The 20070-nt window shown below is 48.7% G+C and carries 17 protein-coding genes; 6 read left to right on the top strand and 11 right to left on the bottom strand.

From position 1 onward, the window contains the following. Nucleotides 1-13: 13 nt before the first annotated feature. From ABEW34_RS18960 to rlmN, 4 genes are all read right to left on the bottom strand, one after another. Nucleotides 14-1564, bottom strand: a complete 1551-nt coding sequence (locus tag ABEW34_RS18960) for a GNAT family N-acetyltransferase (protein WP_430160787.1) — start codon at nt 1562-1564, stop codon at nt 14-16. Nucleotides 1565-1833: 269 nt separating this feature from the next. Next, nucleotides 1834-2109 carry a hypothetical protein gene (locus ABEW34_RS18955; RefSeq protein ID WP_430160785.1) on the bottom strand — a complete coding sequence of 92 codons (276 nt, stop codon included), beginning with the start codon at nt 2107-2109 and terminating at the stop codon, nt 1834-1836. Nucleotides 2110-2150: 41 nt separating this feature from the next. Beyond that, nucleotides 2151-2633: a transcription elongation factor GreA gene (gene greA, locus ABEW34_RS18950; protein ID WP_430160783.1), complete on the bottom strand. Its 483-nt coding sequence runs from the start codon at nt 2631-2633 to the stop codon at nt 2151-2153. 227 nt (nt 2634-2860) lie between these two features. Next, nucleotides 2861-3952, bottom strand: coding sequence for a 23S rRNA (adenine(2503)-C(2))-methyltransferase RlmN (gene rlmN, locus ABEW34_RS18945; protein ID WP_430160781.1), 1092 nt, complete (start codon nt 3950-3952; stop codon nt 2861-2863). A gap of 280 nt (nt 3953-4232) precedes the next feature. On the opposite strand from rlmN, the gene ABEW34_RS18940 reads away from it, so the two are divergent. Both ABEW34_RS18940 and ABEW34_RS18935 read left to right on the top strand, forming a co-directional pair. Further along, complete coding sequence (locus ABEW34_RS18940; protein WP_430160779.1) at nt 4233-5078, top strand: aldo/keto reductase; 846 nt, start codon at nt 4233-4235, stop codon at nt 5076-5078. 191 nt (nt 5079-5269) lie between these two features. Next, nucleotides 5270-6844, top strand: coding sequence for a diguanylate cyclase domain-containing protein (locus ABEW34_RS18935; protein ID WP_430160777.1), 1575 nt, complete (start codon nt 5270-5272; stop codon nt 6842-6844). A 3-nt stretch (nt 6845-6847) separates the two neighbouring features. Here ABEW34_RS18935 and ABEW34_RS18930 read toward each other — a convergent pair whose 3' ends face one another. The 4 genes from ABEW34_RS18930 to ABEW34_RS18915 all read right to left on the bottom strand — a co-directional run bounded on the left by ABEW34_RS18930 (nt 6848) and on the right by ABEW34_RS18915 (nt 11781). Then, nucleotides 6848-7405 (bottom strand): DinB family protein, encoded by a 558-nt coding sequence (locus ABEW34_RS18930; RefSeq protein ID WP_430160955.1) that lies wholly within the window; start codon nt 7403-7405, stop codon nt 6848-6850. Between the two features lie 65 nt (nt 7406-7470). Further along, a complete protein-coding gene (locus ABEW34_RS18925; RefSeq protein ID WP_430160775.1) occupies nt 7471-8418 on the bottom strand; it encodes a helix-turn-helix transcriptional regulator in 948 nt (315 codons plus the stop codon). Nucleotides 8419-8484: 66 nt separating this feature from the next. Then, nucleotides 8485-9993 (bottom strand): response regulator transcription factor, encoded by a 1509-nt coding sequence (locus tag ABEW34_RS18920; RefSeq protein WP_430160773.1) that lies wholly within the window; start codon nt 9991-9993, stop codon nt 8485-8487. A 15-nt stretch (nt 9994-10008) separates the two neighbouring features. After that, entirely contained in the window at nt 10009-11781 is a 1773-nt protein-coding gene (locus tag ABEW34_RS18915; protein WP_430160771.1) for a sensor histidine kinase, read from the bottom strand. 216 nt (nt 11782-11997) lie between these two features. Here ABEW34_RS18915 and ABEW34_RS18910 point away from each other — a divergent pair, with 216 nt between their 5' ends. From ABEW34_RS18910 to ABEW34_RS18900, 3 genes are all read left to right on the top strand, one after another. Further along, nucleotides 11998-13317 (top strand): ABC transporter substrate-binding protein, encoded by a 1320-nt coding sequence (locus ABEW34_RS18910; protein WP_430160769.1) that lies wholly within the window; start codon nt 11998-12000, stop codon nt 13315-13317. 75 nt (nt 13318-13392) lie between these two features. After that, nucleotides 13393-14262 (top strand): carbohydrate ABC transporter permease, encoded by an 870-nt coding sequence (locus ABEW34_RS18905; protein ID WP_430160767.1) that lies wholly within the window; start codon nt 13393-13395, stop codon nt 14260-14262. Then, entirely contained in the window at nt 14262-15092 is an 831-nt protein-coding gene (locus ABEW34_RS18900; protein WP_046232748.1) for a carbohydrate ABC transporter permease, read from the top strand. Before ABEW34_RS18905 ends, ABEW34_RS18900 begins: the two co-directional genes overlap by 1 nt. A 181-nt stretch (nt 15093-15273) precedes the next feature. On the opposite strand, the gene ABEW34_RS18895 is transcribed toward ABEW34_RS18900, so the two are convergent. The 3 genes from ABEW34_RS18895 to ABEW34_RS18885 all read right to left on the bottom strand — a co-directional run bounded on the left by ABEW34_RS18895 (nt 15274) and on the right by ABEW34_RS18885 (nt 18812). Further along, nucleotides 15274-16806 (bottom strand): FAD-dependent oxidoreductase, encoded by a 1533-nt coding sequence (locus tag ABEW34_RS18895; RefSeq protein ID WP_430160765.1) that lies wholly within the window; start codon nt 16804-16806, stop codon nt 15274-15276. 132 nt (nt 16807-16938) lie between these two features. Beyond that, a complete protein-coding gene (locus ABEW34_RS18890; RefSeq protein WP_430160763.1) occupies nt 16939-17706 on the bottom strand; it encodes an ABC transporter ATP-binding protein in 768 nt (255 codons plus the stop codon). Nucleotides 17707-17708: 2 nt separating this feature from the next. Beyond that, nucleotides 17709-18812, bottom strand: a complete 1104-nt coding sequence (locus ABEW34_RS18885; RefSeq protein ID WP_430160761.1) for a FecCD family ABC transporter permease — start codon at nt 18810-18812, stop codon at nt 17709-17711. Between the two features lie 125 nt (nt 18813-18937). Between ABEW34_RS18885 and ABEW34_RS18880 the strand changes: the two genes are divergently transcribed. Further along, nucleotides 18938-20014 carry an ABC transporter substrate-binding protein gene (locus ABEW34_RS18880; RefSeq protein ID WP_430160759.1) on the top strand — a complete coding sequence of 359 codons (1077 nt, stop codon included), beginning with the start codon at nt 18938-18940 and terminating at the stop codon, nt 20012-20014. Nucleotides 20015-20070: the final 56 nt, after the last annotated feature.

Below are 20070 nucleotides of genomic sequence, written 5' to 3'. Positions count from 1 at the left end.
AGCGCCTCCTATGCTACGAATGAATTTGCAAGGAATAAATATCCGTCCTGCGGTCGCGGAACGTTAGTACATCCTTGGACTTGCGGTAGCGCTGCAAAATTTCCATGTCGACCTCGACCATGATAATCGTCTCTGTATTTTCACTGCACTCTCCGGCAATCCCGTCGCGCGGGAAAGAGGAATCAGCTGGCGTATATACGCCGGACTGCGCATATTGAATATCGACATTGTCCACATGGGTCAAATTGCCGACCGTTCCCGAGGTAACCGTAAACACTTGATTTTCGATCGCCCGCGCCTGGGCGCAATATTTAACCCTTAGAAAGGTCTGGCGATCCTCTGCGCAAAAGGGGACAAAAATCAGCTGCGCACCGGCTTCCGCCACGGCGCGCGACAGCTCCGGATATTCAATGTCGCTGCTCAGCTGAATGGAAATTTTGCCGCAGTCGGTATCGAATACCTCCAGCCTGTCTCCGCCGTTGATGCCCCACCATTTGCGCTCATTTGGCGAAATGTGCAGCTTGTACTGCTGCTCGATCGTCCCATCGCGGCGGAATAAATGCCCCACATTGTAGATGCGATTATTTCGCTCCACAAAATGCGAGCCGCCGATAATATTTACATTGTATTTCACGGCAAGCTCCGTAAACAGCTCCACGTATTCAGCTGTGAATGTCGTCAGCTTGCGCACCGCAAGGCTGGGTGACCGGTCATCGAGAAAGGAGAGCAGCTGCATCGTCACATTTTCAGGAAACACGACAAAATCTGATTTGTAATCGGCCGCTACATCGACGTAATGCTCGCATTGCGTCGCAAACTCCTCGAAGGAGTCGATTTTTTTCATCATATATTGCACGACGCAAATGCGCACCGGAAACGAGAGCTTATAATGGATTTTACTGCTGCTCGGCTTGTAGTCGATATTGTTCCATTCCAGTAAGGAGGCATAGCTCATCGAATCGTCATCATCGGGCAAATAGTTCGTCAAAATCCGCTTAAGCGTAAAGCCGTTCATCATTTGGAAGGTCAGCACCGAATCATAAATGTTCTGCTGCAGCACTTCCTCCGCATATTCCCGCGGCGTCAGCTTGTCGCTGTATTTGTGATAGCCGGGAATTCGACCTCCGACGATAATGCTTTTTAAATTAAGCTTCTCGGCCAGCCGCTTGCGCGCTTCATACAGCCGTCTGCCGATTTTCATCCTCCGGTACTCGGGGTGCACCATAACCTCCATCCCATACAGGCTCTCGCCACGCGGGTTATGATTGCGGATAAAGCCTTTATCCGTAATTTCCGAATACGTATGCTGCTCCAAATAGTCATCAAAGTTGACGATCAGGCTGGAGCAGGAGCCAATAATATCGCCATCCAGCTCCACGCAAATTTGACCCTCTGGAAAAATGCGAAGATGGCTTTCTAGCTGAACTTTTTTCCACGGGGCCATATTAGGAAAGCAAATGAGCTGCAAAGCAATAATCTGGTCGATATCTGCCGTTTCTATATTGCGGATGATCATCTTCTTCTCAAATTGAGCAATCGGATCGGCTGTCATAGAACGCCTCATTTCATTATTTGTCCTTAGTATACGTTTGAAAGTTTATAGCTGTATTAGGGTACGGTAAATGCTTTGTAAACTTCGTAACATTAGCATTGCCGTTTTTCTCGAAAATATGGAGCTTGGGCTCAATATTGGCTGCGAAATGAAAAAAAGCCCGGCGCACAGGCAGCTTTCCCCGCAAGGGAAGCTCTCTGCGCGCTGGGCTATTACCGAGGCAATCAGGTATGTTGTAATGGAAGGTTAGGCCGTCGATTCCAGTCTGTCCGCCTTACACCTTAGTCGATTTTAATAACGCGGCCCTTGTCATCCAAAATAAACTTCGCTTTTCTAACTGTATCCTCTTTGACCATGCGTACGGAACGAACCGCCGGATCGGAATCATCCAGCTCCGTCTTCCAGCCAGCTGTGTTCACTAAAGCCAGCACCTGCTCAAAATCCATATCCTTGTAGCCAAAAAAGCCGCTTTGTCCCGCCCATTCCTTGAGCAGCACCGTTAGTTTATGATTCAGCTTGTCTTCTACCGTTGTATGAATGATTTTTTTTCTAGCCATTGTCCATTTCTCCTCTATTTGACCACGAATAAGTTGGTGCTTTACGCCTTAATTTCGAGCAGCTCGTATTGAATGATGCCCATAGGCGCGTTCACGCTAATAATACTGCCTACTTCCTTGCCCATCAGCTCTTTGCCAAGCGGGCTTTCATAGGATATTTTATTGCTTGCTACATCGGCCTCTTCAGTGCCAACGATTTTGTATTCCAGCTTCTCCGCGAATTCTACATCGTTCAAAATCACGGTGAAGCCAATGTTGACTTGGCTCGTATCCAGCGCTTCCACATCAATGACACGTGCCTTCTTGAGCATTTTTTCCAAAATAATAATCCGGGTTTCCATGAAGGACTGGTCGTTTTTAGCTGAATGGTATTCGCTGTTTTCCTTCAAGTCGCCGTAGCTGATGGCCAGCTTGATCCGGGCTGCGAGCTCCTTGCGCTTCACATATTTGAGATCGTCAAGCTCTGCTTCCAGTTGGGCAAGCCCCTCTTGCGTTAATATAATTTCTTCTCTATCTTTCGACATCTTAACAGCTCCTGTCCAGCATTCTATTGTTCATTCTAACCTAATTCGCATCAAGTTGCGAAGACCGTCTTTCATTAAAGGCTGCTTCACAAGGTGAAACGGCTGGCGCCATCCTTTGGCGGCGCGGCGCTTATAAATGCTTATATTTTAGAAAAAGCATTCCCTGCCGCCTGTAAAAAAGCAGTCGGAAATGCCCGTATGCCTTGCTGCTGTATGCCTGCTATGCCCTATCTCGCCGCGCTTTCCTGCGGCACTTGATCCTTGGACGCCTTGATCTGCTTGCTGCGAAGCTGCCCGCAGGCGGCGTCAATATCCGTGCCATGCTCCAGACGCACGCTGCAGCTAAGGCCGTTTTTCTTAATCGTATCATAGAACGCCCGGATCGACTCCGGCTCGCTGCGCTGATACTGGCTGTGCTCATCGACCGGATTATAAGGAATAAGGTTCACATTTACGAGTGACCCTCTATCCCGGACAAGCTCGACCAGCTCAAGCGCATGCTCCACCTGATCATTCACATCCTTGAGCAAAATATATTCGAGCGTAATTCTCCGCTTCGTCTTCGCCAAATAATAATCGATCGCTTCCATCAGCTTCTCAATCGGCAATGCGCGATTGATCTTCATAATGCGCGTGCGCAGCTCATTATTCGGCGCATGCAGGGAAATCGCCAGATTGACGCCGAGATCGTTGTCGGCGAAATCCATAATCTTCTTGGTCAAACCGCTCGTTGAAACGGTAATATGCCGCGGGCCAATCGCCAGCCCCTTGTGATCCTTGATAACTTGCAGAAAATCGACCAGATTCGTATAGTTGTCGAACGGCTCGCCGATGCCCATTACGACCAGATGGCTGACGCGATCGCCCTGCTGCTCCTTATCCAGGTACAGCTGCGCCTTCATCACCTGCTCAACGATCTCGCCGCTCGTCAGGTCGCGGCTCTTCGCCAGCAGCCCGCTCGCACAGAAGCTGCAGCCGATATTGCAGCCCACCTGCGTCGTCACACAGACGGACAAGCCGAACTTATGCCGCATCAGCACCGTCTCGATCAGATTGCCGTCGCTGAGCTTGAACAGGAATTTGCGCGTGCCATCCGCCGATTCCTGAAGCGTGTGCTCTGCCAGCGTCTGGATGGCAAAATGCTCTGCCAGCACCTTCAAGCACTCCGAATTGACGTCCGTCATTTCCTCAAAGGACGTGACCCGCTTTCGGTACAAATACTCCCACACCTGAGTCGTGCGGAATTTCTTATGTCCATACTCCAGCAGCCAGGCGGTTAACTGCTCGAAGGTTAATCCATAAATGGATGGTTTCATCATGATTGTTCCTCTTTCCACTGCATTGAACGACCGATCCGTTCTTCTTTAACATTATTGTCCCAAAAATACTACCCGAACACAAGGGGCGCGGAGAAAATGGCTGCGTGGCGGTAAATTGGGAAAAGATTACTTTTTAGTATAATGGGCACTTTAAAGTACGTACTGTTCTTTACAGGTGTAAGGGTGCATAATTACAATTGTCAGCCAGCTACGAGCTAAATGCTGCAAATGTCATTGCGGCTCAAGTATACATTTTATTTTTCAGGAGGAGAGTTTATTCATGACAGCACAACATTTGCAGGATACGGTCACGCTTCATAACGGCGTCAAAATGCCTTGGTTTGGACTTGGCGTATTTAAAGTAGAAGACGGCGAGGAAGTCGTCAGCTCGGTTAAAGCCGCGATCAAAAATGGTTACCGCAGCATCGATACCGCAGCCGTATATCAGAACGAAGAGGGCGTCGGCCAAGCAATCAAAGAAGCAATGGAACAGTACGGAGTTGCCCGTGAAGAACTGTTCATTACCTCCAAAGCATGGAATTCCGATCTTGGCTATGAGTCGGCAATTGCCGCATATGAGACTAGCCTTGCAAAGCTAGGACTAGCGTATTTGGACCTTTATTTAATCCACTGGCCTAAACCGGGCAAATATAAGGAAGCTTGGCGTGCGCTCGAAACCTTGTATAAAGAAGGCCGCGTGAAAGCAATCGGCGTCAGCAACTTCCATGTCCATCATCTGCAAGATGTGCTGGATGGTGCGGAAATTGTGCCGATGGTCAATCAGATTGAGCTTCACCCCCGCCTGACGCAGCAAGCGATCAGAAGCTTTGCAAGCGGGCACGGAATCGTCATTGAAGCGTGGTCACCGCTCATGCAGGGAAAGTTGCTCGATGAACCTGTGCTGAAAGCCATTGCGGACAAACATGGCAAATCGACAGCTCAAGTCATTTTGCGTTGGGATTTGCAAAATGGCATCATCACCATCCCTAAATCGATTAAAGAGAATCGGATTATCGAAAATGCCGCCATCTTCGACTTCGAACTTTCCGCAGAAGAAATGGCACAAATCGACGGCTTGAATCAAAATGTGCGCGTAGGCCCAGACCCAGACAACTTCAATTTCTAACCGCGCGAGGCGGTGCGAGCTGCCTTCGGGCCATTAAGGAAGGGAATATTCCCTTCCTTTTTTGCTGCCCCTATTTTCAAATGGAAACTATAATATATTTCAAATCGACAAATAGCGACGAACTGTCTAAAATGAGGTAAGATGCTCGTATAGCATGCAGATCAGATAAATCCGGAAGGGGCAGAGGGGCCTTGAGTCTGTCTGAAGTATTAGTTTCACTGGGCGCCTATTTGCTCCCGATGCTTTTATTTTTTTATATGGGTCTGGATGTCCTGTACCGCAACCCGAAGAAGATTGAGCATCAGCTCGTCAGCCTTATCATCGCTTGTTATTTTATTCTGTTTATGGAGGAGTACGTTCGGTTTCTGCTTCCCATTGAATACAGCCCAGCTCTTACTGCGTTGTGGTTTTCTAACGTTGGCATCGCCATACCTGGAATTGGCGTGCATTTCATCTCCAAATTTTCCGGCATGGACAAGCGGCTTCCGCGTTGGATTTATCCCTATATTTTCTACATCCCGCTGCTGATTATTCCCTTCAACATTTTCAGCAGCCAAAAATATATTTCCTCCCAAGAGTTCGTTCAAGTTGGCATTTGGAAATATCCCGTATACAATTTCCCTTATTTCGCCGCCATGACGGGCAGCATTCTGATTGCCATTGTGTATCTTGTGTTTCTATTGCTTGGTCAAGCCCGGGTTAGAGCTTCTCAGGATCACGAACGGGAGCCTATTTATCGGCTTATGATTGCGGGCACCATTATTACGATGCTTTGGGTTGGTTTCTTTGGCTATTTCCAATTCGAAAATACACTGCCCCCTTACTCTTATTTATACGGCGGTCTTGTCTGGTGCTTTATGCTGCGGCTCGCTATGCAAAGATTTGAGTTTCTCAACTCCAATAAACAGCGATATGAGCAACTATTCAATTTAAATCCAGCCGCTATTTTGCTCGTTGAGAGCTCCGGCACCATTAAAGAAGCCAATCCAAGTGCAAAGCAGCTGTTTGACCATTTACAGCTGGAGCATGCTGGACTCGATGCGTTAGCTAGTGCCGAGCTGAAAAAAAGGCTCAGAAACCAGCTGGAAATTAAAGAGCTGGAGACGAAAATTCATAATGGAGAAAGAGAGCTTACGGTGCTGATTGATGGGGATTATGTGACGGTGGATAATGAACCGCATGTCATTCTTATTTTCCGCAATATTACGCTGATCAAGGAACATCAGGAGCAGATTGCCTTTCTCGCCTACCACGACGCGCTGACCGAGTTGCCGAACCGCCGCTTCTTCTATGAAAGGCTGGCGGCAGCCATTGCCGAAGCTGCGCGGAAGGAGCATCAGCTCGCTGTCGTGCTAATTGATCTGGATGAATTTAAAGAAACGAATGACCGCTTCGGGCATGATGCAGGTGATGCTCTGCTGCGGCATACGGCTGGAATTATCAAAGAAAGCGTCGGCGGCCGAGGCATGGTAGCAAGGCTGGGCGGGGACGAATTCGTCCTATTTATTAGCCCGCTCCCCTCTGCGGCTTGCGTTTATGAGATTATTCCTGAGATTGAGGAACGCTTCGCGAGCCGTTCACTGCGCTATGGGAATGAGCAGCTTTTCGCCAAGCTTAGCATGGGGATCAGCCTATATCCGCGAGACGGACTAGATGGGGATTCCTTGCTGAACAGTGCAGATAAAGCAATGTACAAGCTTAAGCGCGAACGCAAGCTGCGGAAGCACAATGTGGAACAGCTCCCGCAGTCGCAGTCGATTCTGTAGCTGTTATATCGAAGCCGCAAAAGGCTTCAAACGCTCCAGTTGGCGCAGATGATGGCGGAAATGCATTTCGATGAGCAAAAACCATTCCTTGGCGTTCATGTCACCAAAACCCGGATGTGGAATTGTGCGATGCTCCGGCGCCCCCGCAAGCGCTGGCTCCAATTCCTTCATGCGGCGCAGCACCTCGCCCATTCCTTGTACCAGCTCTTCTTTGCTGCTAGGCTGAATGGGTGTATATCCCGGAGAAGGATCAACGTGAATGCGAATGGGCGGCAAGCTGCCTTCGGCATAAATGGCGTTTTTCCTTTCCTTCCTTTCCTTCATTTCGCTAGTTGAATCGCTAGGGCTATCGGAAGCTGGCGACTCCCCGCTCAAGCATTGCTCAGCAGAACTAAGCTGCATGTATATGGCACTGTTGATTAGATGGACATAAACTTGACCGATCGACCATTCAGCTTCAGACGGCTTTTTCTGCAGCTGTTCAAGCGTGAATAATTCCAGCTCCCGTTCATATTGCGCCTTCAATGGTTCAAATTGATTCAAAGATTGCAGCGTATTTATCAATTTTCACAGCCCCTTTTGGTAAGATAGCCCCAGTATAAGAAAAAGCTACTGACATCTGTATGTCAGTAGCTTTCCAAGATTTTAGCAGCCTCTGCCCGAATCTGCAGGCGCAATGATTCCGGTTCCAGCACAACGACGCCTGAACCCCAGCCAAGTATCCAATGCAGCAGCTCCTCCTGCACACGAACAAGAAAATTCACGTACAAACCGTCCTCGTTCTCCTCAAATGATTCCATATAAAAGTTATTTTGTTCCTTCACTTTATCCGCGATATCGGGATTCACCCATATGCGCACGGGCAGCTTGCGGTCATTTTCGGGTACATAAGCTTGCAGATCAAAGTCCTGTGGCCGTCTGAAGCGCTCATTCAGCAAAGCAAGCTGCTCCATGCGCGACAAGCGGAAATGGCGCAGCGATGCCCTCAGCTCGCAATGGGCCAGCAGCAGCCAATTGCCCTGCGAAAGCACGAGTCCATATGGTGCGACTGTCCGGGTGCTATGCCGGGTTCCATCCTCATCCGCATACGTTTTCTTATAGTCGAGACGTATTTTACGCTGCTCTAATATTGCGGTACGCAAAATATTGATTTTCTGTTTATCCAATCCGCCCGCAAGCGGATCAAAGGGCGCAAGCAGCTTGATGGCTGCGCTGATGCGGTCCGCTTCCTCACGGACACGCTCTGGCAATATAGCCTCGATCTTCCCGCGTGCGACTCTCGCCTTCGACGTATATCCCTCATCGAACTGCTGCTCGACAAAAACCGTACCGACCAATAAGGTCACGGCTTCCTCCACGGTAAAGCTAATAGGCGGCAGAAAATATCCCTCCATGAGTGAATAGCCGATACCAGGCTCTCCGATAATCGGGACACCGGATTCACTGAGCGCCTGCATATCACGATAAATCGTGCGAACGCTCGTCTCAAATACCGCAGCCAAATCCTCAGCGCGCATCATGCCTTTACGTTGGAGCTCCAGTAAAATCGCTAACAATCGCTCTGTTTTATTCATAAAGCCAGCTTGTCCTCATCGTAGACCCTCCTATTTTCATGCTGGACGAAACCAGTTACCGATACTTTATAAGCTCTTGAGCTGCTCCTTATACTCCGTTGGGCTGCATCCTGCATATTCCTTGAACACCTTGGAAAAATAGTGCTGGTCGCTGAACGATAGCACATCGGACAGCTCTTTAATTTTCATCTCCGGCTTCGTTTCCAGCAGCCGGCACGCCTCCTTGATTTTCAAATTCAAGTAGTAGTGGACGAAAGTTCTCTCCGCATATTTCTTCATAATTCGGCTGATATAGGAGGGACTGACATGAAATCGCTGCGCGAGATCGGCAATGGATACATGCGAATACATGTTCATCTGCACATACTCGTCAATTTGCTGGAACAGCTCGGAGCCGCTTTTGCGATTTTGATTTTGCAGCAGCTCGAAGCATTGCTCTGCCCAGAGCAGCAGCTGCTTGGTAAAATCTGCGAAGCTGCCCAGCTCCAGCAGTGCATTCGCCTGCTCCGTCAGCTTGAGCTTGTTCCATGGATCCTGCTCGGACAGGGAGCTGCCGAAGGCCTCGGTCAGCAGCGCCAGAAAACGCTCCAGCTCCGCTAGGCGAACGTTGCTGCTCTGCCATTTTTGCAGCTGCTCGGCCAGCTTTAAGGCGAAGCGCTCCTTCTGGCGCTGGCGAATCATGTCCACGAAGCTGTTCGAGAGCAGCTCAGTCATCGCAGAGTCGGCGCCCAGCGGCAGCGCCGAATAGCCTTTATCCAGCAGCAGCGGGCCAGTGATAGATAGCTGCTCCTTCATAAGCCGCGACATTTGCTGATAAAACTCCGCCAAGCTGCCGTCTGGGACCGCTTGCAGCTGGCCGCATAGCGAGGCATATAAGCCTTCCTTCAGCAAGCCGCTTCGCGCCGCCTCCATGCATTCATAAGCGGAAGGGTATTTATCCTTAACTGAAAGATTTACAAGCATAAAAAACTGATAGGGCTGCTGCGTCGGAAAAACCCAACAGTCATGCGGAGCAAAAACCTCCGTCAAACCGGCTTGCAGCACGCTCAGCTTCCATTGCTCCTTATTCGGCGAGAAGGGCTGCTTATGGATGAGAAAAGGCGCTTTCGTCTGTTCCCGAAACTCCGGCCCCAGCCTAAGCTCTGCGTGAAAATCGGGATCAACAATATCTTTAAAGCTCCCTGCCTCCCCTGATTGCTGCTCTTTCAGTTGGACAATGATCCGCTCCATAACCTCCTGCAGCTGATGGCGCTCAACAGGCTTGAGCAAGTAGTCGAACACCTGCAAATTCAGCGCTTTGCGCGTATATTCAAAATCGTTATAGCCGCTGATCAGCACAACCTTGAGCTGCGGATGAAGCAGCTTCGCCTGCTCGATAAGCGCCAGCCCATCCATTTTCGGCATTCGGATGTCCGTAAGCAATATGTCGATGCGATGCTGCCGCATAGCTGCCAGCGCTTCCTCGCCATTCGCTGCTGTTGCGGCAATATGAATCGGCAGCTCGGTCGCTTGCAGCAGCGCCTTAATATTGCGAAGGATCGGCTTGCTGTCTTCTGCAATTAAAGCCTGGAACATCGCTTATCCTCCTCATCAGTAAAAATCCTTCGTCAGTGATGCGATAATTTGGATCGTTGCGCCTTTGCCCGTATCTGCATTGTTGTAAACATTGAAAAACAGGCGATTTTTGTACATCAGCTTGAGCCGGTTGACCGTATTCACCATGCCCATATTGCCAATGCCTGTGCTGTTCGTTTTCAGCTCAAGCGCTCCCGAATCGGAATCATCTATATTCCCAAGTATTTCTTTGATTTTATCGTCGGAGAACCCTTCTCCATTATCACTTATCTCAATCGCCCACAGCCCGTTATACAGCTTGAAGCGAATCGAAATTCGCCAAGGCGGGTCGGTATTTTTAAAAGCGTGCTCAATACAATTTTCAACAAAGGGCTGGATAACGAGCCTTGGCAGCTGGATTAAGCCTGTTGAATCATCGGATTCCATGTCCCACTCCAGATCATCCTCATATTTCTGCTGGACGAGCGACAAGTAATTTCGCGTATACGCCAGCTCGTCCGACAGCGATACATGCTGATAGGGCGAGGATACGACATAACGCAGGCTGTCCGAAAGCTGCTTGCACATATCCTGCACGACTTGATCCTTGCCCTCCTGGGCAGCAATGCTAATCAAATACAGCACATTATGGATAAAATGAGGCGCAATTTGCGCTTGCAGCGCAGAGTTCCGCGCTTTAATTTCCTCATGCAGCGCCAGCTTCTCGCGCTCAATAGATTGCTGCAGCCGCTCCAGCAGCTCTTGAAAGGATTCATTGAGCAAAATCAGCTCATTATTATGCGAGCGGCTATCCACCTTCACATTCATATTGCTGTAGTTGACGCGCAAAATTTGACTGCGCAGCTTGCGAATCGGCAGCAACAAATTTTTCGCAGAAAAATAAATGTAAAAAAAGGAAAACAGCATCAGCGAAGTAATGAGCAGGATGGAAATGTTGCTGATCGAGCTGACGGGGCCGAGCACCGCTTGTTTTGGCGTGACAATGTAGGTTGTCCAATCCGAGCTGCTGGATTTGTAATAAGTTACGTAGTTCTGCTCATGATCCATATACATGCCGCTTGCTCCCGACCGCGGCTCCAGTGTAGGCAGCATTTTATCAACCTCGGCATTTTGGGAGCTTGAGATGAGCTGACCGTCCTGCCCTAAAACAAACACCTCGCTATCAGCTAGTCCCTCCGCAGGCCTTTGCAAATAAGCTTGGTCCAGCTGGATCGACAAATAACCGAAAATTTCCCCATTTTGATTGATAATCGGGCGAATAAAAGAGACTTTTCCAGCCTCCTCACGATGGAGCAAATAACCGCTTCTGCTCCAAATCGCTGAAGTCTCGCTGTCTTCCAGCAGCGGCTTTAAGGAGGGCGGCGTCCGGTCGTAGCCAATATAGGAGACCAATGCAGAGCCTTCTAGATTGTAGATAATCATATCCTGAATGTTCAAGCTCGGCCCAATCGCCTGAAACATAATATCCTTCAGCTTGCGGCTGCGGGACAAGCCTTCAAAGGTTTGAGAGGCGGCATCATCGGCGAGCAAAATATAAACATCTTTATTGGACAAAATACGTTGAGATAGCTGATTTTGGCTATCGATATAAATATCAAGCTGATCGCTGACCTTCTCTGCTGACATCAGCTTTTCATTTTCCGTTTTCTCTTTAAGCGGTTGAATGACAACGAGGTTGACATAGACCAGAAAGCTGCCAAGCACGATAAGCAGCAGCACCACGAATGTTAGAAAAAACTTGGTTTGCAGACTCGCTTGAAATGGGTGTTTACCGAACTTGCGATTCATGATAGCCAGCTATATTCCTCCCTCACACGCTTTAATGCTCCTACTGTACCATTTACGGATACAGGCGGACAAGCGGGGAATGGTTCAGAATATTACACATGAAAGGTAAATGACAAACATGTACCTGCCCCGCTTTAAAGTCTATAATCGAACCTGTAACCGCATTCAGAATGATTCACATGATTCACATACCATTCAATACGGGGGGATTTAAACATGAATCACAAGATGAAAAAAGCTGCAACGGGCGTCATCGCAAGCTTACTGGTTTTGTCACTGGCGGCATGCGGATCAAACAATAACAGCCCAGCCGGTACGGCAACCAACGGAGGAAGCGGCAGCAGCGGCAGTAAAGTAACGCTGGAGCTGGCGATTTCGAAAAGCTCGCAGGACTCCGCTTTTGTAGCACAGGACCTTCTTGATGCTTTTGAAAAAGAGACCAACATTAAAGTGAATCTTCAACTGCTTCCAGCTGAGCAGACAGCAACCGTGCTGCAAACGAAGCTGGCGGTTGATGAAACGCCAGATATTATCCAGTACAATCTGGCAAGCGCCGTAACCGACCTGAACTTGGAGCGCAACTTTGAAATTTTGGATAGCGAGCCATGGGTTAGCCGCCTGTTGAACAAGGACGTGCTGTCGGCTAATGATCATGTATACAGCTTCCATGTCAGCCAAGACACAGGCATGCAAGGCGTTGTGTACAACAAGGATATGTTCAAGGAGCTGAACCTGTCGATTCCGACAACCTTCGAGGAGTTCCTTGCGGTATGCGAAGCGATTAAAGCAAGCGGCGTAACACCGGTATTTATGCCTTTCAAGGATAATTGGGCAGCCAACATCTGGCCAGCAGCAGCATTTGCAGATTATGCAGCGAAAAATGATCCAACCTTGTTCGATGATCTGAACAGCAACAAGAAAAAATGGACAGACATCCCTGAGTTCGCAACTTTGCTGGACCAGCAGTACCAAGTATTCAAAAAAGGCTACACGAACCCTGATATTTTAAGCGATAGCTACGATATGGCCGTAGGTAAATTTTTGGACAAAGAAGTAGCGATGATGTTCATGGGCGACTGGCTGATTGAGAACGTAGCGGAAAAAGATCCTAGCATCCACCTTGGACTGTTCGCGATTCCTTCTTCCAAAGATGCAAGCCTTGGCGCAAGCCCGCTCGGTGGACAGCTGTTCATTCCTAAAAAAGCGAAGCATATGGCTGAAGCCAAAAAATTCCTTGAGTTCATCGCTTCCAAAGAGCAAGCACAAAAAATTGTTGATTCACAAGGTTACGTTTCCAACTTCAACGATGTGACGACTCCTAAGCTGCCAGACTACAAGCAAGAAATCGTAGATAACTACATTACACCGAAGAAAACCGTTCTGACTACCGATGCGCATATGCTGGTTGACCGAAGCGAGCTTTACAGAAATCTGCAGGACCAGTTTGCTGGCGCAAAAACACCGGAAGAAGTACTGTCCGCATGGAACGACAAGTTTGCACAGCTTATGAAAGATAAAGGCGTTGCCGGATTTTAATTGATTGAACACTAGGCAGAATAAGGTCCTTACGGGCTTTATTCTGCCCCAAGCTGTTATGGAGCGTGATTACAGATGAAGACAAAAAGCTTATATCCTTATTATCTAATATGGCCGGCCCTATTCATTTATTGTATTTTTTTCGTATTGCCTGCCCTCATCGGCTTGTTTTACTCCTTTACGGACTGGCGGCTTGACCGCGAAACGCTAAAATTTATCGGCTGGGACAATTTTAAACAAATTTTTTCAGACAAGACGCTCGTTCTAGCCCTTAAAAATACCTTTATCTTCGCCATTGTTACGGTTATCGGAAAAAACGTGCTCGGTATCGCTTTAGCCATTGGTTTGAACATGCGACTGAAATCCAAAAATTTGCTGCGCGCGATTTTTTACTCGCCGTCGATTTTAAGCGTTCTGGTTATCAGTATTGTGTTCACACCAATGCTGCGCACAGATGGCACCATCAATAAATTTCTCGAAGCAATCGGTCTGGGTGTCTTTGGCCAATCGTGGCTGACCGATCCTACTATTGTTATCTGGACCGTTGCCCTCGTCTCCATCTGGCAGCATACAGGCTTCCAAATGGCCATCTATCTGGCCGGGCTCCAGTCTATTTCGAAGGAGTATTATGAAGCAGCGACGATTGACGGCGCAGGCGCATGGAGCACATTCAGCAAAATTACGCTCCCGTTATTGCTGCCCGCCATCAATATCAATCTCATGCTGACGCTCATCGGCGGCTTGAAAGTATTTTCCGAAGTCTTCGTCCTGACTGGCGGTGGACCGGGCAACGCTTCTCAGGTTGTCGGAACGATTATTCTCCGTGCTTTCGGAGAAGGCAGCTGGGGCATGGGTACAGCAATCAATACGCTGCTGTTTGCGGCGGTTACCGTTATTTCCATTCCGCTGCTGATCTTCATGCGTCGTAAGGAGGTTGCTGAATAATGAGCTACACACGTAAACTTGCGCTTCGCAACTATATCGTCGAAATTTTTCTGCTGGTTGCTTCCCTGATCATTATTGTGCCGCTGCTCATGATGATTTTCGGTTCCTTTATGACCAGCTCCGAGGTGCTGCGCTTTAAGCTGGCGCTTCCGGATAAATGGATGTTCTCCAACTATACGCAGGTATTTAAAGAAGGCGGCCTCGGTCGTGCCTTCCTGAACGGCCTGCTGATTACCGGCGTATCTTCCATCGTCAACATTATTACCTCCTCAGCCGCCGCTTTCATTTTGGTGCGGAGAGAATCGAAGCTGTCGAGCTTCCTGTATATGTTTTTCTTTATGGGACTTATCGCTCCTATGTCGATCATTACGACGATTCGCGTCGTACAATGGCTGGGCTTCTACGGCAGCATTACGAGTGTTATTTTCATTTATGCCGCTTTGAACGTCGCGTTCAGCGTGTTCCTGTATAGCGGCTTTATCAAATCCATACCGAGAGCGCTCGACGAAGTAGCTTTCCTGGAAGGTGCAAGCATGCTTGCTGTATTCTTCCGCATTATTACACCGCTTATTGTTCCGGTGAACGCGACTGTAGCGATTATGGTTTTTATGTCGGTATGGAATGATATTACGATTCCGCTTTATTTCCTCACCGACAGCTCCGACTGGACGATGCCGCTATCCGTTTACAATTTTTATGGCAAATACAGCCGGGACTGGAACCTGATCTTCGCGGATCTCGTTATGACTTCGCTCCCTGTACTTGTGCTTTATCTGTTCGCGCAGAAATACATCGTCAGCGGACTTACAGCTGGCGCGGTCAAAGGTTGACCGCCACTTTCTCCCCAAGCCCTCGCGCCGGATTGCCATTTCCTGCGCGGGGGCTTTTTCATATTCGCTTACTCCAGCATGTTAAAAAAAGCCTCTGCCGCTGCGAACGGCAAAGACTCTTAGGGTTCGAACTGTATGGGATTGGCCAGTGGTGAACTCGCTTTGTTTGATGGATACCCGTTTACAAGTGCAGTCGTGTCAGCGGCTGCTTGGCAGGCCCCTCCATAACATCGCCTTCATAGGAGAAGCGCGAGCCGTGGCACGGACAGTCCCACGTGCGTTCTCCATCATTCCACTCAACCTCACAGCCCATATGCGTGCATGTGGTATCGACCAAGTGAAGCTGGTCCTCCTTGTCTCGATAACCACCCGCTCTACGGCCATGGAGCTTGATAGCTCCCCCTTCATCCTTGAGCAGATCTTCTGGCTTTCTATGAACCATCTCAAGCTTTCCTGCTATTAAATGCTTGGCTACATCGGCATTGTCAGTGACCAGTTTTTGTACCGTGTGCCAGCTAATCGATCGTGAAGGAGCATACAGCTCTATATAAGGGTTCTCCTTCTCCAGCAGCATATCTCTAAGCAGGAGAGCAGCAGCTGTTCCCGTTGTCATTCCCCATTTGCGATATCCCGTGGCGACATACACATTGGAAACGGAGCTTGTTAACAGTCCAATGAATGGTATTTTATCTCCTGTGACAAGATCCTGCGCAGACCATCTATAGCTGATCTCCTTGAGCTTAAAATATTCCGCGGCATACTGCTGCAAGGCTTCATAATAATTAATGGTGCATATGCCTTGTCCCGTCTTATGGCTCTGGCCTCCAATAAGAACCAATCTGTCCCCATCGCCAGTTTGCACACTGCGAATCGAGCGTTTGGGCTCATCAGCGCTCAAATACATGCCGCCCGGATATGCTTCGTCTAATTTTACACCGAGAACGTAGGAGCGATCAGCATGCATTCTTGCAAAATAAAACCCGCCTCCATCATGAAACGGGAAATGGGTACAGCTAACCACATATCGGCAGCTCAGACGATGGCCATCTCTTGTGACGACTTTTGCAGTTGAGCCATTTTCAATATCAACGGCTGTTGTATACTCGAAAACCTCTCCGCCTGTGTTCACGAACTCCTTTACGAGAGCAGCCAAATAACGCAGGGGGTGAAACTGTGCTTGATGAGGCATCGTTAGGGCACCTAGCGCAGGAATGGGCAATGGAATACTTTTCTGATAGGAGCTGGGAATGCCCAATGTGTTATAGGCCTCAAGCTCTTTCTCCAATTTAGAAAGTCCGCTGTCCGTGTTCGTGTAAATACAGGCGTCCTGTTCCTCAAAGCCACAATCGATATGATGCTGTTCAACCGTTGATTGAATAAAATGCAGCGCATTCATATTGGCCTGGTAATAGAGTGAGGCTTTGTCTTTTCCTTCACGCTGGATGAATTCATCATAGATCAGGTCATGCTGGGCGGTGATTTTGGCGGTTGTATGGCCCGTTGTGCCATTCAGAAGCCTGCCAGCCTCAATTAATGCAACTTTAAAGCCAGCTTTCGCAAGTACATATGCCGTAGTGATACCCGATATCCCGCCGCCAATTACAGCAACATCTGTTTCGTGATTGTGCTTTAGTGCGGGGAACTCCTGCACCGTGTCCCAAGAAGTCTGCCAATACGACTCTGGAAACGTTGGGAATGCTTTTGGATTCGTCAAAGCTTCTGCCTCCTAATGAGTATGCTGGTTTTAATGTGTTCGAAAAATGGGAATCTATACATATTCTCGAATACCACATATATGGAGGTTGGAATTGATTTAGTCATCCCCAGCATCAAGGAGTCATGCCAGTTACTGTGAATTCAAATATGCGATGCCAAGTCCGCCCGTTACCGGATTTTTATAAATTTCACAATTGACGTCGAATACGTCGCTGATCATTTCTTTCGTCAATACTTCTTCTGGCGTACCGCTCGCGTAAATTTTCCCCTGCTTAATCATATACAAATAATCGCAATACTCAGCTGCCAGCGTCAAATCATGAAGGGCGGCTAAAATGCCGATGCCCAGACTTTTGACGATGCTCAAAATTTGCAGCTGGTATTTAATGTCCAAATGATTCGTCGGCTCATCTAAGATCATAAACTTTGGCTGCTGTGCCAGCACCCTCGCCAGCACGACGCGCTGTTTTTCCCCGCCAGAGAGAGACATGTAGCTTCGTTCCGCATAATGGGACAAATTCACCTTGCTCAGTGCCTCTTCCACAATTTCCTCATCTCGCTGATTGTCCGTCTCCAGCATTCCCTTATGGGGTGTCCGGCCCATCGTGACCATCTCCCGCACATTGAAATCAAAGCTCATTTCATTGAACTGTCCGACAACGCCAAGCTGCTGTGATACCACCTTTGGCTTGGATTTTAATACATCGGTGCTGCTTAGAAATACCTGTCCCTGCTTGGGCTTAATGACTTTATAAATGCTTTTGAGCAAGGTTGATTTGCCGCAGCCGTTAGGGCCAATAAGACCTACAAACTGATGATTATCTACCTTGAGCGATATATCCTTCACAATGTCTGTACTCGCAAACGATACCGAAATATGATCCACCGTCAGCTTCATCGTTATTTCCCTCCAAAGGCGTAGCCTTTTTTGACCAACATGTACATGAACAGCGGCGCGCCAATCATCGCCGTAATAATGCCGATGGGCAGCTCCACGCTTGGAATGATCGTCCGGGCAATGACGTCGGTCCAGATGAGAAAGATGGCGCCGACCAAAATGGAGGCTGGCATTAGCCTTCTATGATCCGAGCCGACCAATCCCCTCACCATGTGAGGAATAATGAGCCCGACGAACCCGATCATACCGCAGCTCGCCACAATGACGCCCGTAATAAGCGCAGCCAGCAGCAAATAAATTTTGCGGAACACCGCCAAATCCACGCCCAGCGTCACCGCCGTATCATCGCCAAGCAGCATCGTATTTAATATCCGGGACTGAAAAAGGAAGAACAGCGCAGCCACAACAACGACGAGCGATATGAGCGGGAGCTTGTCCCACTTTGCCGAAGCCAGACTGCCCATTGTCCAGAATGTGACGGTCTTAATGCCAACGGCATTGTTCGCGATATAAATAATAAAATTGGCGAAAGCCGTACATAAAGCATTGATGACCATCCCGGATAAAACCAGCTTGACCGACGTCATTTTGCCGCCAATGCCTGCCAATATAAAGACGAGCAGCGATGCACCCAAAGCGCCTGTAAATGCCCAGAAGGCAACCCCCGTCTGCCCGAGCAGACCGCCCGCGCCAAAGCCAATTAAAATAGCAAACGTCGCACCAAGCGATGCACCCGAGGAAATACCCAAAATATAAGGGTCTGCCAGTGGATTTTGAACCGATGCCTGCATGACCGTGCCGCACATCGTAAGCCCGGCCCCGATAAACAACGCCATTAATACGCGTGGAAATCGAATTTGCCATAAAATATCGACAAACGAGCTTGTCTCCATCGCGCCCCCGTCCCCTAGCTGGATTCCTAATAACTTGTAGAGCAAAATCCGATAAGAATCCCCTAACGGAATCTTTACCTGTCCGATTGATAAGGCAACACCAACGGACACCACGATAACAGCCGCGAGTACGAGCATTAAAGTTAAAAACAGCGACTTTTTTCGAATGATAGCTTCTTTCTCTTCCTGCCTGCTTACACTGACCGTTGCCATTTCTTTTTACCCTGCCTTCTCATTCATTGTTCCGATTTTAGTTTACAACTGACTATTTTTAAGTATAATTGATAATGATTCTCTTCGTCAATTAAAGACAATATATGAAATGAGGTTAGTAGGATATGTTTCGTTTTTTGCGTAAAATGACGTTTTTTGCACTTCCCCTAGCTCTGGCAGTAACCGCTGGCTGTTCATCCGCTACGACCAATTCGCCAAGCAGTTCCCCGAGCCCTTCCGCCGAAGCGGCGGCTTCAGCAGCAGTAGTAGAGGCTTCTCCAAGCCCCGGCGGCAAAACCGTTTATCCGCTCACCATTGAAAATTTCAATTTGTCGGCAGAGAGCGGCTCCTTCCAGCCGAAAACGCAAACGTTCGAGAAAGCACCGGAGCGCATCGTTGCCAATACCCAGTCCGCTGCGGAAATTTTGATCCGCCTTGGTTTGACGGATAAAGTCGTTGGCGTCGCCGCCCTTTATGGTGATGTGGAGGCTGACATTGCCGAGCCATTCACCAAAATCCCTGTCTTATCCGAGACCTATGTCGGCAAGGAGCTTGTCGTCGGAGCGAAGCCGGATATCGTCCTCGGCCGTGGCGATCTTTTTGCAGATGCAGATTGGGGCGTCGGAACGGTTGACTCTCTGAACGAGCTCCATATTGCTACTTTTATTCAAAATAACTCCCGCCCGGGTGCTGCACTCAGTGATCTTTATAAAGACATTGAGCAAATGGGCCAAATTTTCGACGTACAGGATAAAGCGCAGGAGCTTGTCCAAAGCTTGCAGCAGCGCGCCAAGGATATCGAGACTCGGTTTGCCGGCAATCAGGAGCAGAGCTTTGCTTTTATTGGAAGCAGCACGCCCGATTCCATTGCCGTCTACAGCGCAAATAATGATACCTTCCAAGCCGAGGCACTTAGCCTGTTGAAGGTGACCAACAGCTTCGCCGACGTTTCCGGTGAAATCAGCGCGGAGCAGCTTGTTGCGAAAAACCCTGATTTCCTTGTCATCTCGGATTATAAAGGCGGACCAGATATCAATGAATCCGTGAAAAATATTTATGAAAATCCAGCTCTGCAAAGCATGTCCGCTATCCAAAACAAAAAAGTATTCATTATTGATTTCAATGATTTTTGGGGCTATGGCTACCACATCTTTGACGGTGTCGAGAAGCTTGGCGACAACCTGGCTAAAGCCTCCTCTTAATGCACCACCATTGAATATCGGACCGCCATCCCCTGCGCCGATCGAAAAAGCGCCTC

The organism is Paenibacillus algorifonticola (genome assembly GCF_050481745.1).
In the GTDB taxonomy this organism is placed as follows: domain Bacteria; phylum Bacillota; class Bacilli; order Paenibacillales; family Paenibacillaceae; genus Pristimantibacillus; species Pristimantibacillus algorifonticola_A.
This window is presented reverse-complemented; position numbering and strand designations above follow the sequence as displayed.